Annotated in this window: 13 protein-coding genes; 12 read left to right on the top strand and 1 reads right to left on the bottom strand. The window is 53.2% G+C overall.

The window, feature by feature from the left end:
- Nucleotides 1-17: 17 nt before the first annotated feature.
- The 8 genes from ACFE8Q_RS16395 (at nt 18) to ACFE8Q_RS16360 (ending at nt 10,640) form a co-directional block, all read left to right on the top strand.
- Nucleotides 18-1,658, top strand: a complete 1,641-nt coding sequence (locus ACFE8Q_RS16395; RefSeq protein ID WP_375446491.1) for a TldD/PmbA family protein — start codon at nt 18-20, stop codon at nt 1,656-1,658.
- Nucleotides 1,659-1,818: 160 nt separating this feature from the next.
- Nucleotides 1,819-3,156: a TldD/PmbA family protein gene (locus ACFE8Q_RS16390; protein WP_375446490.1), complete on the top strand. Its 1,338-nt coding sequence runs from the start codon at nt 1,819-1,821 to the stop codon at nt 3,154-3,156.
- A gap of 114 nt (nt 3,157-3,270) precedes the next feature.
- Entirely contained in the window at nt 3,271-3,945 is a 675-nt protein-coding gene (locus ACFE8Q_RS16385; RefSeq protein ID WP_375446489.1) for a Uma2 family endonuclease, read from the top strand.
- Between the two features lie 191 nt (nt 3,946-4,136).
- Entirely contained in the window at nt 4,137-5,558 is a 1,422-nt protein-coding gene (locus ACFE8Q_RS16380) for a S41 family peptidase (RefSeq protein ID WP_375446488.1), read from the top strand.
- 160 nt (nt 5,559-5,718) lie between these two features.
- Nucleotides 5,719-8,130, top strand: a complete 2,412-nt coding sequence (locus ACFE8Q_RS16375; protein WP_375446487.1) for a TonB-dependent receptor domain-containing protein — start codon at nt 5,719-5,721, stop codon at nt 8,128-8,130.
- A 240-nt stretch (nt 8,131-8,370) separates the two neighbouring features.
- Complete coding sequence (locus ACFE8Q_RS16370) at nt 8,371-8,739, top strand: hypothetical protein (RefSeq protein ID WP_375446486.1); 369 nt, start codon at nt 8,371-8,373, stop codon at nt 8,737-8,739.
- Between the two features lie 24 nt (nt 8,740-8,763).
- The gene (locus tag ACFE8Q_RS16365; RefSeq protein ID WP_375446485.1) at nt 8,764-9,408 is read left to right on the top strand and encodes a hypothetical protein; all 645 of its coding nucleotides are present in this window, start codon (nt 8,764-8,766) and stop codon (nt 9,406-9,408) included.
- A 38-nt stretch (nt 9,409-9,446) separates the two neighbouring features.
- Nucleotides 9,447-10,640 (top strand): helix-turn-helix domain-containing protein, encoded by a 1,194-nt coding sequence (locus tag ACFE8Q_RS16360; protein ID WP_375446484.1) that lies wholly within the window; start codon nt 9,447-9,449, stop codon nt 10,638-10,640.
- A gap of 378 nt (nt 10,641-11,018) precedes the next feature.
- On the opposite strand, the gene ACFE8Q_RS16355 is transcribed toward ACFE8Q_RS16360, so the two are convergent.
- Nucleotides 11,019-11,708, bottom strand: a complete 690-nt coding sequence (locus tag ACFE8Q_RS16355; protein WP_375446483.1) for a YetF domain-containing protein — start codon at nt 11,706-11,708, stop codon at nt 11,019-11,021.
- A 431-nt stretch (nt 11,709-12,139) separates the two neighbouring features.
- Here ACFE8Q_RS16355 and ACFE8Q_RS16350 point away from each other — a divergent pair, with 431 nt between their 5' ends.
- From ACFE8Q_RS16350 to ACFE8Q_RS16335, 4 genes are all read left to right on the top strand, one after another.
- The gene (locus ACFE8Q_RS16350) at nt 12,140-12,760 is read left to right on the top strand and encodes a DUF4159 domain-containing protein (RefSeq protein WP_375446482.1); all 621 of its coding nucleotides are present in this window, start codon (nt 12,140-12,142) and stop codon (nt 12,758-12,760) included.
- Nucleotides 12,761-12,896: 136 nt separating this feature from the next.
- Nucleotides 12,897-13,868 carry an AAA family ATPase gene (locus ACFE8Q_RS16345; RefSeq protein ID WP_375446481.1) on the top strand — a complete coding sequence of 324 codons (972 nt, stop codon included), beginning with the start codon at nt 12,897-12,899 and terminating at the stop codon, nt 13,866-13,868.
- A 37-nt stretch (nt 13,869-13,905) separates the two neighbouring features.
- Nucleotides 13,906-14,760 (top strand): DUF58 domain-containing protein, encoded by an 855-nt coding sequence (locus ACFE8Q_RS16340; RefSeq protein WP_375446480.1) that lies wholly within the window; start codon nt 13,906-13,908, stop codon nt 14,758-14,760.
- Nucleotides 14,761-14,778: 18 nt separating this feature from the next.
- A complete protein-coding gene (locus tag ACFE8Q_RS16335; protein WP_375446479.1) occupies nt 14,779-15,975 on the top strand; it encodes a BatA domain-containing protein in 1,197 nt (398 codons plus the stop codon).
- Nucleotides 15,976-15,987: the final 12 nt, after the last annotated feature.

The raw sequence follows: 15,987 nt of genomic DNA, 5'->3' as shown, positions 1-15,987 counted from the left end.
TTTCAACCAAAACCTCAATGAACCGCCGACATTTTAATCAAATGCTGGGCCTGAGTGCCGCTGGCATTCTGTTGCCCAACGTTTCCTCCTTTGGTCGATCTGTCGACCCGAGTGTACTCCTTGACGGTGGCCTCGATGTAGCCGTGAAAAAACGCCTCGCCGATGCTGCCCTCAACGCTGCCAAAGCCAAAGGGGCGTCCTACACCGATGTACGTATTGGCCGTTACCTGCGTCAGTTCGTCATCACCCGCGAAGACAAGGTGCAGAACATTGTAAACACTGAAAGCTATGGCGTGGGTGTACGCGTGATTGCCAATGGCTGCTGGGGTTTTTCGGCCCTGGTCGATGCGAAAAACGAAGCCGACGTAGCGCGTGTTGCTGAAGAAGCCGTAGCTATTGCCAAAGCCAACTCGCGCCTGATGAAAAAGCCGGTCGAACTGGCTCCGCAAAAAGGCTACGGCGAAGTGGAATGGAAAGCGCCGATCAAGAAAAATGCCTTCGAGGTGCCCATTCAGGAAAAAGTTGACCTGCTACTGGGCGTGAATGCAGCGGCCCTGAAAAATGGAGCCAACTACGTGAACTCGGTGCTCTTTATGGTCAACGAGCAGAAATACTTTGCCTCGTCAGACGGTACGTATGCTGACCAGGATGTTCACCGGATTTGGCCGATTTTCGACGTAACGTGCATCGACCCCAAATCGGGTAAATTTGAAACACGCGACGCCCTGAGCGCCCCAATGGGCATGGGCTACGAGTACTTGCAGGTGAACCCCTCCGACAAGATTGCCGGGGTGACAACCCGCTACAATAAGGGCTACGATATGCTCGAAGATGTAACGGCGGCGGCTCAGCAGGCTAAACAGAAGCTGTCGGCCAAGTCAGTGGAGGCGGGCAAATATGATCTCGTCCTCGACCCAAGCCATCTGATGCTGACCATTCACGAGTCGGTGGGTCACCCGCTGGAGCTTGACCGGGTGCTGGGTTATGAAGCCAACTTCGCAGGTACGTCGTTTGCCACGCTCGACAAGTGGCAGTCGAAGAATTTTCAATACGGCAGCAAGCTGGTCAACTTCTTCGCCGACAAAACACAGGTCGGTTCGCTGGGTGCTGTTGGCTATGATGATGAAGGCGTGGCGACCAAAAAATGGGATCTGGTGAAAGATGGCGTGCTGGTCAATTACCAGGCTATTCGCGATCAGGTAGCCATTATTGGCGAAAAAGAGTCGCACGGCTGTTGCTACGCCGACTCATGGGGAACGGTGCAATTCCAGCGCATGCCCAACGTCTCGCTGGCACCAGGAAAAGCGCCGCTGTCAGTAGAAGAGATGATCAAAGACGTGAAGAAAGGCATTTACATTATTGGCAACGGTTCCTTTTCGATCGATCAGCAGCGGTATAACTTTCAGTTTGGGGGGCAACTATTCTACGAAATTAAAGACGGTCAGATTGCCGGTATGCTGAAAGATGTGGCCTACCAGTCGAACACGCAGGAGTTCTGGAACTCATGTGCCGCCATCTGCGATGAGCGCGATTATCGCCTTGGTGGTTCGTTCTTCGACGGTAAAGGTCAGCCCTCGCAAGTGAGTGCCGTGTCGCACGGGTCAAGCACCACGCGTTTCAACGGCGTTAATGTGATCAATACAGCTAGGAAAATATAAGAAACGTCATTAGCTGTGCGTCATGTATGGTCATTAGGTGGTCATTGATCGTCACTAGTAGTCATTTGTTGTAAGCAATCAATGACTACTAGTGACGATTAATGACGATTAATGACCATACATGACGCACAGCTAATGACCACCTAATGACTCTTTAAAGATGGCAACAATCTTAACTGAAGCGGAGGCCAAGGCTCTGCTTACCAAAGTGCTCAGCTACTCGAAGGCCGACGAGTGTGAGGTGAACCTGTCGGGCGAAAAGCGGGGAAATATCCGCTACGCCCGCAATGAAGTGTCGACCAGCGGTGCCAAAGCCAACCAGAACCTGGTGGTGCAATCGGCATTCGGCAAGAAAGTAGGCACGGCTACGGTTGATGAGTTCGATGATGCGTCACTCGAAAAAGTGGTGCGCCGGGCCGAAGAACTGGCGAAACTAGCGCCCGAAAACCCGGAATATGTGGGCATTCTGGGTCCGCAGACGTACCTGAAAAGCAGTGGCTATTTTGCCAGCACGGCCAACATTACGCCCGATGCCCGCGCCGAGGCCGTTGCCAAAAGCCTGGAACTCACCCGCGCCGCCAAACTCACCGCCGCCGGGTTCATGGAAGATTATCACGGCTATCAGGCCATGATGAACTCGAAAGGCCTTTTCGCCTACTATCCCGACACGAACGTCAACTTCTCGCTGACGGTGCGTACCGATGATGGCAAAGGCTCCGGCTACGTGATCAAAGGCTTCAGCGACGTGAAGCAGCTCGACACGGCTGCTGCCACGCGTATTGCCATGCAGAAAGCCGTTGCCTCTGCCGACGCAAAAGCACTTGAACCGGGCAAATACACCGTTATTCTGGAGCCGACAGCGGCAGCGGTACTCCTCGAAAACGTTTTCTTCGCCATGGACGCCCGCTCGGCCGACGAAGGGCGGAGTTTCCTGAGCAAGCCCGGCGGCAAAACCAAACTCGGCGAAAAAATCGTTGATCCCCGCGTAACCATCTATTCAGATCCGACCAATGCTGAGCTACCGGCTTCGCCCTGGGCCGGCGACGGACAGGCGCAGCAGAAGCTGAACTGGATTGAGAAAGGTGTGGTGAAAAATATGGCCTACTCGCGCTACTGGGCACAGAAGCAGGGCAAAGCATCCGTTCCATTTCCCAATAACGTGATCATGGCGGGCGGAACAGCCTCGCTCGAAGACATGATAAAGAGCACCCAACGAGGTATTCTGGTCACCAAACTCTGGTACATCCGCCCGGTCGACCCGCAAACGCTGCTCCTCACCGGCCTCACCCGCGACGGGACGTTCTACATCGAGAACGGCAAGATCAAGCATGCCGTGAAGAATTTCCGGTTCAACGAGAGCCCGGTGATCATGCTCAACAACCTCGAAACGCTGGGCAAACCCGAGCGCGTGGTCAGCACCGAATCGGATGCCAACTACCTGATTCCACCGATGAAGATTCGTGAGTTTACCTTCAGCAGTTTGTCCGACGCGGTGTAGAAGAAAAGTAGAAGCGAAAGCGTCTGAATTAGTAGAGCGGGTATAGGTCGAAAGGAAACGCTACATTCGACTATGCCCGCTTTTGTGCGTTCAATTAACTGTTAATTTAGTGCCATGCTAACTAATCGTATTGCTGATCTGCTTGAAGCACCTGATGCCCGGCTCGTTATTGAGCGCGTTCAGGCTATTCTGGACGATGAAACGCAACGCCGCCGGGCATTTCGTGAATGGCTGACAGATGAGGTAAAGGCCGAGTTTATCAACGGTGAAGTGATTATGCACTCGCCGGTGCGTCGTCGGCATCTGGATGCGTCGAAGTTTCTCGAAAACCTGCTTCAGAACTTTGTTTTACTCCATGACTTGGGGGCAGTAGATTCAGAAAAGGCGCTCGTAAGTCTGACACGGAATGATTACGAACCGGATATATGCTTTTGGAATAAGGAAGTGGCCAGTACATTCGATGACGAAACGATGGTGCATCCGGCGCCCGATTTGATCGTTGAAATCCTGTCAAGAAGTACAACGAGTCGGGATAGAGGCATAAAATTTGAAGATTATGCGGCGCATGGCGTTCGTGAATACTGGATCATTGACCCGGTACGTAAATCGCTGGAGCAATACCAACTCGATGAAGCGACAATGGCCTTTGCATCGGCGGCAACCCTGTTCGTTGGGGACACACTTGACGCCTTGACTGTGCCGGGCTTTCGTATTCCGATAAAGGCCATTTTCGATCAGCAACTCAATCTGGAAACGCTACAGCAACTGATGAAAACAGATCATCTGTAGGTGTCAGGAAGCGGTTTTGGTGAATGCAAACTACGTTGAAGGGCGGACTTCGGTTCGCCCTTTTTGTGGCTGAAAGGGCTAGTTAGCGTTTAGGTACAGTCAATAAATAAGCCATTCGGTAGGCAACAGTGCAACCTGTATTATGAAGAATGCATCATTGATATGGTACACACAATTAACCTGGACAACTTATGAAATCTCTCTTCCTACTAGTCTGTCTACTACTATCGGTTGCGCTTCGGGCGCAGGTGGTTCGACCCGCGACGATCACAGATACCGAAAAATTGTATGGACTATCGACGTTCTGGTCAGAAGCGAAGTACAATTTCGCTTATTTTGACAAAGCGAAGATCAACTGGGACAGTGCCTACCGGGCCTATATTCCGCAGGTATTAGCAACCAAAAACGACTTTGCGTATTACCGGACTATGGAGCGGTTTTGCGCATTGCTCAAAGATGGCCATACCAACATAAACGGCCCCTGGTCGATCTATAAATTCTCAACCTACGTACCTTTTCGCTGGACGATCATCGACCAGAAACCCTACGTCACGCGGGTGCTGAAAGGATTGTCTGACAACGTACCTGTGGGCTCTGAACTGTTGACGATCAACGGGCAACCTATCCGACAATACCTTGACCAGGAAGTGTTTCCGTATGTGTCGGCCTCTGGTGAGCATGAAAAATGGAATGCCGCCATGTTCCGACTCTGGAGCGCCACCGCCGACACCAGCACGATTTACCCGATGACATTACGGACGCCAGCCGGCAAGGTGATTACCTATAACTCGCGGCTGTTCTCTCAGCGTGAACGCGACGGGTCGGCTTGGCTCAACGGCGATGGCAGCAGCGTGACGCCATCGAAACTATCCAGCCTGACCATGCTGCCCGGCGACATTGCGCGGGTAGAATTGAACTCCTTCGGTGACGATAAAATTGTGGCTGAATTCAAGGCGATGCTGCCTCAATTACGCATGGCAAAGGGAATCATCCTCGACATCCGGCAGAATGGTGGCGGCAGCACGAGCAACGGCGCCTCTATTCTCTACTACTTCACCGACCAGAAAGAATTGATGGGCTCAGCCTGGCGAACCCGCGAACACCGCGCTGCTTACAAAGCCTGGGGAACCTACGCATTAAAGGAACCCATCGACACCGCCCGGCTGAAAAAAGATGACTGGTATGCCCGTTCGACCAAAACGGCAAAGGGCGACTTCTGGTACAAAGCCGACGTGAACACCTTCGACAACGACGCCACGGGCCCAAAACTCCTGGTGCCCACGGTGGTCCTGGCAGGAAACAATACCGGTTCGGCCGCCGAGGATATGCTCATTCTGGTGAAACAGCTCAAAACGCGCAAAATTCCAATCATTGGTGCACCATCCACGGGAAGTACGGGCCAACCACTGCCGTTCGATATGCCGGGCGGTGGGTCGGCCCGGATTTGTACCAAACGGGATACCTACGCCGATGGCAGCGATTTCGTCGGCATCGGCGTTTTGCCGGATATTGAGGTGAAGCCAACCGTAGCCGACCTCATTGGTGGAAAAGACAAGGCGCTGGAGCGTGCCGTAACGTACCTGCAAGGCCAGTTTGTGAGTCAGAAAAAATAACCAGTCAATCACGGCGCAGCGTTTTACGGCTCAATTCATGATCTGAGTCGTCTCAAATTAATGATGAGGCGCAGCCAGTAGGCATACCGGCCACCTTTGATCCATCAGACAGCGCACCGGTTGCTCAACGTCGGGCAGGGTGCCGCTGCTGATCTGACCAATGGCTCGCTTACTCTACGTGACACTTTTCTGGTTGGCTGTTAGCCCGGCTATAGCTCAAACCATCATGGGTACGGTGCAGAACGCCGGTACTACCCCAGCGTCATTTGCGGCGCTGAAACTGATTGCTTCAGCCGACTCTGCGTTTGTGAAAGGCACCGTTGCCGACCAGGATGGCCGCTTCACATTCGGCAACGTACCTGAGGGAAGTTACCGGGTACAGGCATCGTTTGTGGGTATGGCCAACGTGATAAGTGCAGCCATAACCGTGCGAATCGGGCAGGTAACGTACCTGGAACCGATCACGCTTCTGGCGTCGGAACAGACGTTGAAAACCGTGACCGCAACAGCGCGTAAACCGTATGTGGAACAGCAGGTTGATAAGACCGTGCTGAACGTAGCCGCCGATGCAACAGCGCAGGGAAAAACGGCTTACGAACTGCTGCAACAGGCACCCGGCGTAGTGATCGACCCGAACGATAATGTCAGGATGGCGGGCAAACAGGGCGTCAACGTATTCATCGACGGAAAGCCAACCAACCTCTCGGCTACTGATCTGGCAAATCTGCTTCGGGCCACGCCAGCGGCCAATATCGCCACCGTCGAGCTAATCACAAATCCATCGGCGCGCTACGATGCGCAGGGTGGGGCGGGCATTATCAACATCAAATTCCGCCGCGATAAAAGCCTCGGCCTCAACGGTAATGCGTCGGCGGGTTACGGCCAAAGTGATCACCACCGGGCCAATGCCGCCGTTGATCTGAACTACCGCGCTAAACACCTGAATCTGTTCGGTAACCTATCGGGGAGTGATAACTATCAGATAACCAATGTATTGATTGATCGGAATGCACTGGGTTCGCAGTTTCTGCAACGTGGCTACGATACCGATGGCACGCGGGCAATTGTGTACAAAGGCGGCTTCGATTACTTCATCAGCCCCCGGTCTACGGTAGGCTTGATCGTATCGGGCAATTCATCGGCCAACCGGTTCGGCACCTACACAACCACCAACATCATCAACGGTCAGGGGCGGCTCGATTCCAGCCTGGTGAACCGGGTCAACAACCCCAGTTGGAACAACCGGACCAACGCGGCACTCAACTACCGCTATGCCGACACGCTGGGCCTGGAACTGAACCTCGACGCCGACTACACACGCTTTGGCAACGAATCGCCCAGCACTATCACCAGCGACTACACGAACGCCGCCAGCCAGCCGCTGTTCCGTCGGTACTACCAGTTCGATGCGAATACCGGTATCACGATCAGGACCCTGAAAGGAGACCTGGTGAAGGAATGGAAATCGAGTCGGACTAAACTTGAAACCGGGGTCAAACATACCGACGTAGCTACCGACAATGACCTGCTGGCGTTTACCGGTGTTGAAAAGCAAGCCGACCTGAACCGTACCAATTTCTTCACTTATCGTGAAATCGTTTTAGCTGGGTACGTCTCGGTAAACCAGTCACTTGGCAAGAAATGGACGGTACAGGCTGGATTGCGCGCCGAACACGCAACGGTGAAGGGCCGGTCAACCGATCTTAATCAGCGCGCGATCAATAAGCCCGATACAACGTACCTGAATCTGTTTCCTACGGCCTATGTACAGTATCAGGCCACGGAAAAGAGCCAGTTTTCGCTCAATTACGGTCGGCGGATCGGGCGGCCCAACTACCAGGATCTGAACCCGTTCATTTACCAGATCGACCCCTACACCAGTCAGCGCGGTAATCCGTATTTGCGGCCTACCTACACGCACAACGCCGAACTGAGCTACACCTACAAATGGGCCATGACGCTGAAACTTGCCTACAGCCACACGGCCGATTATGCCACCGATGTCATTCGGCAGGAGGGGTTGATCGGTTACCAGACTACGGCCAACGTAGGAAAGGTAGATGTACTGAACCTGTCGGTCAATACGCCGCTGCCCATCACGAAGTGGTGGAACGGCTACCTCTACGCTGGTGCCACCTGGAACCATTTTCAGGGAAACCTCTCAGCCACCGAACCGTTCGACCGGCGGGCGTTTGCCTTTGATGGTTACATGCAACACTCCTTTACGCTATCGAAGGTGTGGTCAACGCAGGTATCGGGTTTCTGGAGTGCACCAACTACCCAGACCGTTTACCAGATTGGCGGTTTGGGCGCGGTGAACCTGAGCCTTCAGAAAAAGATGATGCAGGACCGTGGCAGACTTACCCTGACCATCGACGATGTATTGAACACGATGCGCTGGAGGCAGTCGGCCGATTTCAATACGCAACAGTTTGCCATCGACCGCAAATGGGAAAGCCGCCGGGTAAGTCTTCGGTTTAGCTACCGCTTTGGTAGTAACGATGTAAAAAGTGCCCGCGACCGCGAAACCGGCACCGACGCCAGCCGCATCAAAACGAAAGGGAATCAGTAACCAGGATTTGACTTGATTTTACTTGATTCTGAGGATGCATAAACTGCTGATAGCGTGACGAGTGATTAATGTATCGCCTGTTGCCAGCCGTAAACACCGTTGCATAAAACTCCTAACGTCTTCACCACTAAACGGGTCAGGAAAGCCCAAGTTATAATCTGAGCCGTCCTATATTCTTTTTGAGGCGAACTGAAGGTCACTAACCCACCACCTTTGGCTTAGTTAAACGCAAACACAATCATGAAAACTATCATCACCGCGTTGGCCCTCTCGCTATTTCTTAGCAACTGCCAGTCAATTCGTTCGTTTGTTGGGTCTGTCACCACGATTCCCCCCGCTAGGGAGTTCAATTTGGGCGGCACAAACCAGGAAGCTTTTTCAGCATTCGTAAAAAATATTGGGGCAGTCACGGTGGCCGTTAGCCAGCGAAGTGCCAGCGGGACCGTCACCACATTGGGGCAACTAAAACCGGGCGAAAAACGGCTTTTGCAGTTCGAGACCCAGACAACGGCCGTGTTCGTGAATGCATCGCCTGATAATTCGGCCACACTGTCGCTTGAACTATCGGGCGACCGGAACCTCAGCATGGGCTATGCCGGCAAAAAATAGAATCACCGCATAAACACAATCACCATGAAATCGCTCATTTTTTCGTTCGCCATCATCTTCGTTTGCCTTCTGTCTGGCTCTACCGCTTCAATGCAAGCCCAAACGCCGAGCCCGCTGCCTGTCGCACCCAATACACCCCGGGTTTCGTTCATGCTTAAAAATACGCTCGGTTATCACCGCATGTTTTTGGCGCAGGGGCCGGGTATTGCCTACGGTTTCACGATGGGCAAGCGCGAAACCACACCCAAAAGCTGGCCGGTTGGCACCAATCTCTACTTCAGTCAGGATGGCGAAACGCCCGGAGCACTGATTCTAACCATATCCGCCGACGACGAAGGTAAAATGCTGACAACCGGGACTGTTACGCCCAAAGATACCCCCAAACCCGCCAATGAAGGGGGCGTAGCGTTCAAACTGCACAACACCAGTTTATTACCCCGGAAAATTACCCTTGTCAGCTACGCCCCCGGCGAAACCGGCAACGGAACTACTGGTTTCATGCTGGCTACGAAGGGAAATAAATCGGTGTTATTCCCAGTTGGCACCAAACTCTACATCGCCAATTCCGATCAGGTCGACGTGGTCATGAGCGGTAAACGCATCGACGCAGGCAAGCCGTTTATGGTCGTAAAAAAAGAAGATGCCGGTAGAGTGATCAATCTCGATTAGTTTAGGTATTTCGTTTCCCGCCAACACCTGATACATCCATGACGTTTTACTTCTCTGCTTATTCAACCCCATTATTGTTTGGCTTCGTGCAGGGCTGGGTCTATGCTATCCTTTTGTGGGTCAGAGGATATCGGGAAGAACGATTGTCGGATAAGCTGCTGGGATTGGTGCTGGTGGCCCTTTGCTTCGAGATTTGGGTGTATATGCTTGGGTTCGGGGGCATCGAGATTCTGTGGCGGCAACTGGAGTTTGTTCCCCGTGATTTAGGCTACCTGTTGGGGCCGCTCATTTATTTCTATCTGAAGAGTCAATTCGATTCGTCGTTCCGGTTTCGGCCCGCCGACGCCTGGCACGCGCTGCCATTCGTGATTCATTCAGTCTATCACTTCGTCGTGTTTGCGCAGGGGCCAGCCTTTGTACAACAATGGGAAACCAACGTACATAACCCCCTTCAGATTGGTCTCATCGAATACGTCGTGTTGATGGTACAGCAATACCTCTACCTCTACTGGTCATTTCGATTGTATCGCGGCTATCGGCAGTGGATCAAGCACCAGTTTTCAGAAACCGACACCATTAGTTTCAAGTGGTATCGCAACTTTCTGATTGCCCTGCTAACCACAGCTACTTTTAGCCTGACCGTAGCACTTATTGACATGTGGCTCGACCTCTCGTTCTGGCAGGATTGGTGGGGGAATCTGGCCGCCGTCGTGCTAATCTATTATGTCAGCATTCAAGGCTACGCGCAGGTGCAGGCTACACGAAAACTACTATTTACTTCAGACCTGCCTGATAACGCACCCGTTATCCCTGTTCTGGAAACTGCCGAAACAGGCGCAGGCGGCCTGGCAAACGTACCTGTAGCGGAGGCACTGGTAAAGGAGCCGATTCTGCTGACCGATTTGCCCGAGCGGCTCTCTGCCCTGCTCAACTATATGAGCCGTGAAAAGCCCTATCTGGAACCCGACCTCGCCTTGCCCGATCTGGCGCGTCGGCTGTATACCAATCCGGTAATGCTTTCGCAGGTGATCAATGCCGGGGCGGGCAAGAACTTCAATGATTTTGTGAATGAGTACCGCGTCGAGGAATTCAAGCAGCAGGTACGTGACCCGGCCAATGCCCACCTGAGTTTTCTGGGCCTCGCGCTCGACTGTGGCTTCAACTCAAAAGCTACGTTCAATCGGGCGTTCAAAAAATTCACAGGTACGTCGCCCAAAGAGTTTGCGGCCTAGCCGTTCGTGTCAGGTCAGAGCGTTCAGGTCAACATAGAAAAAGCCCGTCGGCATATGTGCTGACGGGCTTTTCGTGATAGTTATGGGTAAAACCACGGTGAAGCAGGAAAAGTTGCATGGTTTGAAAATAGCCCGATTATTTTTCAGAATAATTCTGTCTGCGCTGTGCCCCCGAAAAGGAGCGCGCCATGTCTTCTGCAGACTCATCGGCGGTACGTGGTTCTCAGGCGCTGAATTAACTCCAATTTTCGGGGCATAAAAAAAGCCCGTCGGCGTGATGCTAACGGGCTCTCTGGGGTAGTTATAGGTAAAACGGTACTAGTGAGCAAAAAGTTGCGCTGATTGAAAATAGGCTGATAATTTTTCAGAATAGTTTAGTCATCGCTGTGCAAGCACCCACGCCTGCTTATGGCAGTTCGGGCAGATCGGGTCCTTGTCAGGTTGCATAGGTTGCGTATTGCCGCAATGCGTGCAGGCGTAGGTACCCGATACCACAATATGTTTTGTGAATTTGGCCAGGGCTTTTGGCAGAATAGGTAAGCCCGGTCTTACTGCTTCATCAGGCTGTTTATACAGGCTTAACTGACCATTCGGTTCCAGAATAGCCACCCGAACCTCGCCCAACTGCTCGATGCCCGCCTGCCGTAAATCAACGAAGAGTTCATCTTTGCCCAGGTCTTCGTCATTGAAGTTCTGCGTTAGAATACAACCGTTTTCAATAACGTATACGGGTATGCCCTCCAGCTTTTCGCGGATCGTTCGGTTGCGATCGCTGAGCCGGGTAATGAACTTGTAGCAAACCATAATTACGATAAACACAACTACGGCCGCGCCCAGTGGCACATCGTGATAGAACATCGGATCGCCCGCGGCTGAACCGAGGCCAATTAGTAAGACCAGCTCGTATACCGACAACTGACGTACCTCCCGCTTCCCCGAAACAGTGAGAGCCGCCAGAATAACGATAAACATAAAAAATGTGCGAAAAGCTACTTCGCCCAGGTACGTTACCGGATACTCGTGCAGCCAGATACGCTGCCAGTCGAATGGTGAAACAGGGTCTTTCATGCTGTTGGTCTAGTGGGACGCCCGACAGCCGGTAGAAGGTCAATCGGTAGAAAACCAAAAAAGCCTGTCGGCGTACTGCTGACAGGCTTTTTGCGATAGTTATGAGTAAAACGACGGTGCGGTGCAAAAAGTTGCACGTATCGAAAATAGTCCGACTATTTTTCGGAATAGTTTGCACGAACATTAAAGTCGCACACGGAGCCTGCCGTGTAGCCACATGTAGTAAATAAGTAAACAAATTTACTTGCCGATATACGTCTCCTGACTACACGGCCGGTGCCGTGCACGACTTTGATATAGCAAAAAAGCCATTATAAGGCGTAAAAACAGGAGCAACTAAATCTTGATATAATTACATTTTTTTTCGTCACAGATTTATCCCTTATCTTGGTCTATAAGAAAAGTCTAATCCGGCTTTTTTTCGCTATCTGTTGAAACCCTTCATCTTCACCCGCATCCAATACACCTCTGGCGACTGGGATACCGACCAGCGGATGCCAGCCAACATCCTGCACTCGCTGATCGAGTACACGACTATTCCGGTTGAGGAAAAAGAGCGCGTGGTGCAACTCAACAGCAACGATTTATTCCGCAGTCCGTTTTGCTACCTCAGCGGGCACAAACTGGTCGAGTTCTCGGCCGTTGAACGCGATCATTTCAAGCGGTACGTGCAAAATGGCGGCTTTGTATTTGTCGACGACTGCAATCACGACATCGACGGGCTGTTTGCCAAGTCGTTCGAGCAGGAGATGGCCCGCACTTTTGGGCCAAAAGCCTTGCAGAAGATTCCGAATAACCACCCGATTTATAAGGCGTTTTTCCAGTTTCCGGAAGGCCCACCGACTACTTCATTTGAACTGAATGGCTGGGGCGATGACCTGGTGCATGATTACCTGAAGGCGATCATGGTCAACGGCCGGATTGGGGTGCTTTACAGTAATAAAGATTATGGTTGCGAGTGGGATTATGATTTCCGCAACAAGCGTTTCCTGGCCGAAGACAACACCAAGTTCGGGGTCAATATTGTGGTACACGCCCTGACGGGGGCATGAGTCGATAATCGGGAGTCGATAGTCTGGAAAGTCATTTTAGTATTGCAGACGCGAAAGCACTATAGCGGCGTCAGCAACACTAAAATGACTTTCCAGACTATCGACTCCCGACTAGTGACTTTCCAGACTATAACATATGAATACAGAACACTACAAATCACTCGTTGCCAAACTGCCCCTGTTGAAAGCAGAAATTGGTAAGGTTATCATCGGTCAGGAAGAAGCCATCGACGAGGTACTGATCACGTTGCTGGCTGGCGGGCACTGCTTGCTGGAAGGCGTGCCGGGCCTGGCTAAAACGTTGCTGGTCAGTACGCTGGCCAAGACGTTGAGCATGTCGTTTAAGCGGATTCAGTTCACACCCGACCTAATGCCCGGTGACATTGTAGGAACCGAAGTACTGGAGGAGGATCACCATACGGGCAAGAAGTTTTTCCAGTTCAACAAAGGGCCAATCTTCGCCAATGTGGTACTGGCCGATGAAATTAACCGGACGCCACCCAAAACTCAGGCGGCCCTGCTTGAAGCCATGCAGGAGTATAAGGTTACCTATGCCGGTGCCGATTATCCGCTGCCCAAACCGTTCCTGATCATTGCCACGCAGAACCCGATTGAACAGGCCGGCACGTACCCACTGCCCGAAGCCCAGCTCGACCGGTTTTTGCTCTACATCCGCCTCGGGTATCCATCGGAACAGGAAGAACTGGCGGTGCTCCGGGCCACCACCGGCACCGATCGCCCCACGCTCTCGACTATTCTGACCGATGCCGACGTGGCCGACCTGCAAACGCTGACCCGCCAGGTATTCATCTCCGACGAACTGCTGACTTACGTCAATAAAGTGGTTCGCAGCAGCCGCCCCTCCGACAGCCCGGTGGCGTTTGTCAAGCAGTGGTGCGACTGGGGGGCCGGCCCTCGCGCCGGGCAGGCACTGATTCTTTGTGCCAAAGGCCGCGCCGTACTGAATGGTCGTTTCTCGGTCATTCCCGAAGATATTCAAACGCTGGCCTATCCCGTACTTCGCCACCGGATAGCCTTGAATTTTCGCGCTGATTCAGAAGGAATTACAACCGATAAGGTGATCGAGGCCATTGTGAAAGGTCAGTAACCAGTTGGTTGGCAACCGTTAACGTCTTATCCATAAAATGACCGCGCTCGAACTCGTTAAACTCAATAATCTTCCGCTGGTGGGCCAACTCGTCAGCGACGAAATGACGCTGGGGTTGCACCGTAGCCGCCGGTCGGGGGTAGGGGTGGAGTTTGCGCAGTACCGCGACTACCGGCCCGGCGACGATCCGAAACGGATTGACTGGAAACGGTTTGCCCAGACGGATAAGCACCTGGTGCGTGAATCGGAAACGGAAAGCAGTCATCAGGTACGTTTGCTGCTCGATCTGTCGGGGTCGATGAATTATGCTGAAGGCACCGTCAGTCGGCTCGACTACGCAAAAGTCCTGCTGGCATCGCTGGCTTACATTGCCAACCGGCAGGGTGATCAACTGAGTTTATATGGGTTGCAAAACGGTGTGATCGACCCGTTGGTGCCGCCGGGCAAACAGGCTTTCCAGAAAGTGCTGGGTACGTTGGCGGGCGTAAAAGCGTCCGGTGGCTGGGGCGATGCGGTGCCCAAACTGCCGGGGCAACGCCGGAATCAGACCGAATTGCTGGTGCTGGTATCAGACCTGCTTCAACTCAACGACGAGTGGCTGACGTTGCTCCGGGCGGCGGCTACGCCCCGGCGCGAGGTACTGCTGATTCAGCTATTGGGCCATCAGGAAGTCGATTTCAACCTGAGTGGGTTCTACCAGTTTCAGGATCTGGAAACGGGCCAAACAGTCGATGTTCAGTCGGAGGCGGTGCAGGCGCAGGTTCGTTCGGCGGCAACGGCCTATTTTCAAACGCTCGACGACCAGTTGCACCTGCCTTACCTGAGCCGGGTACGTGCCTTGCTTACCGACCCACCCGCGCTGGTATTGACGAAATTGTTGATGAAAAAATAAGCACCATAAATTAACCGTATGTTCTTCCAACATCCATCGCTGCTTTGGGGCTTACTGACCGTTACCGTGCCAATTGCGTTGCATTTCTGGCATCAGCAACAGGCGCGGCCCATGCCCTGGGCGATGTTGCGGTGGCTCGAAACGCCCAATCAACCGCCCAAACGCGGTTTTCGATTCGACAACTGGTTGTTGCTGCTGCTGCGGTGCCTGTTGCTCATTGCCTTGACCTTACTGCTGGCTCGTCCGTCGTTCACCGCCAAAGAGCAGGCTCCGGCGGGGCGTAAGGTGCATCTGGTCGAGCCCAGTTCGGCGGTGGTCGAGGCGTATAAATTTGAACTCGACCAGGCTCTGACGAAGCAAGAACGCCTTATGTGGGCCACCGTACCGCTTACGCCCGTCACCGCATTGAACGCCTTGCCAACCGTTGCCCCACCTACGTTGCTTCAGTGGCAAACGGCCATCATCGAACTGACCGAACCCGCCGTTCAACTTCATACGTACCTGAGCAACAGCCCCGACTGGGTAGATGCGCCTCACTTGCAGGTGCCGCCGGGCTTTGTGTTGCACGCCGCCGATGTGCCGTCGCCCAGGGCGACACTTCGGTCTGTTGCGCTGCCATCGGGGAAGCAGTTGACCGTGGGGGCAGACCACCGACTGACCGTTGTTGCGGCAGGCTCAACGCCAGCCAGGGCGGTGGCTACGGCGCCGTTGCGGGTACTGGTGCAATTTCGGCAGGCCGATGAACGCAATACGGTTCAGGCCGCCCTCAATGCGTTGACATCTGTATACGGACTCCCGTTCACGATCGACAATCAGCCCGTATCGGGGGTAACCTATGCCTGGGTGCTTACCGATCGGGCGGTGGCCGACCCGTTGCCAGGTACGTTATACACGCTCACCGGCCAGGCGGGGAGCGCTGATTTACTGAATGTTACCTGCGTACCTGAACCGCTGACGCCGCAAAGCAGTGAACGGGTAACCAGTGGTCAACTACCCGAGTGGCTGGCTGGCCAGTTGCTCACGCATCTTGGCGTATCGCCGGGTTCGGCCCCGTTGCCGCGTAGTCAGTTGGCGAGTCTGTTCGTTACCGATGCGTCCACCGATACCGGCCTTGCCGCCGTCCATCCTGTAAACTTTTTACAGACCGGGCTACTCACGTTATTTTTAGGATTGTTGCTCGCCGAACGCTATCTGGCCAGTCAACGACAGGCATAATATTCGGTACTT

The organism is uncultured Fibrella sp., from assembly GCF_964250085.1.
Taxonomy (GTDB): Bacteria; Bacteroidota; Bacteroidia; order Cytophagales; family Spirosomataceae; genus Fibrella.
Note: the sequence above shows the minus strand (reverse complement) of the source record. Positions and strands in the feature narration are given on the sequence as shown.

Coding starts and splice junctions, on each gene's coding strand:
- ACFE8Q_RS16370 (WP_375446486.1), top strand. CDS start 8,371: ATGAAAACTATCATCACCGCGTTGGCCCTCTCGCTATTTCTTAGCAAC.
- ACFE8Q_RS16340 (WP_375446480.1), top strand. CDS start 13,906: ATGACCGCGCTCGAACTCGTTAAACTCAATAATCTTCCGCTGGTGGGC.
- ACFE8Q_RS16360 (WP_375446484.1), top strand. CDS start 9,447: ATGACGTTTTACTTCTCTGCTTATTCAACCCCATTATTGTTTGGCTTC.
- ACFE8Q_RS16390 (WP_375446490.1), top strand. CDS start 1,819: ATGGCAACAATCTTAACTGAAGCGGAGGCCAAGGCTCTGCTTACCAAA.
- ACFE8Q_RS16335 (WP_375446479.1), top strand. CDS start 14,779: ATGTTCTTCCAACATCCATCGCTGCTTTGGGGCTTACTGACCGTTACC.
- ACFE8Q_RS16365 (WP_375446485.1), top strand. CDS start 8,764: ATGAAATCGCTCATTTTTTCGTTCGCCATCATCTTCGTTTGCCTTCTG.
- ACFE8Q_RS16395 (WP_375446491.1), top strand. CDS start 18: ATGAACCGCCGACATTTTAATCAAATGCTGGGCCTGAGTGCCGCTGGC.
- ACFE8Q_RS16375 (WP_375446487.1), top strand. CDS start 5,719: ATGGCTCGCTTACTCTACGTGACACTTTTCTGGTTGGCTGTTAGCCCG.
- ACFE8Q_RS16355 (WP_375446483.1), bottom strand. CDS start 11,708: ATGAAAGACCCTGTTTCACCATTCGACTGGCAGCGTATCTGGCTGCAC.
- ACFE8Q_RS16345 (WP_375446481.1), top strand. CDS start 12,897: ATGAATACAGAACACTACAAATCACTCGTTGCCAAACTGCCCCTGTTG.
- ACFE8Q_RS16380 (WP_375446488.1), top strand. CDS start 4,137: ATGAAATCTCTCTTCCTACTAGTCTGTCTACTACTATCGGTTGCGCTT.
- ACFE8Q_RS16385 (WP_375446489.1), top strand. CDS start 3,271: ATGCTAACTAATCGTATTGCTGATCTGCTTGAAGCACCTGATGCCCGG.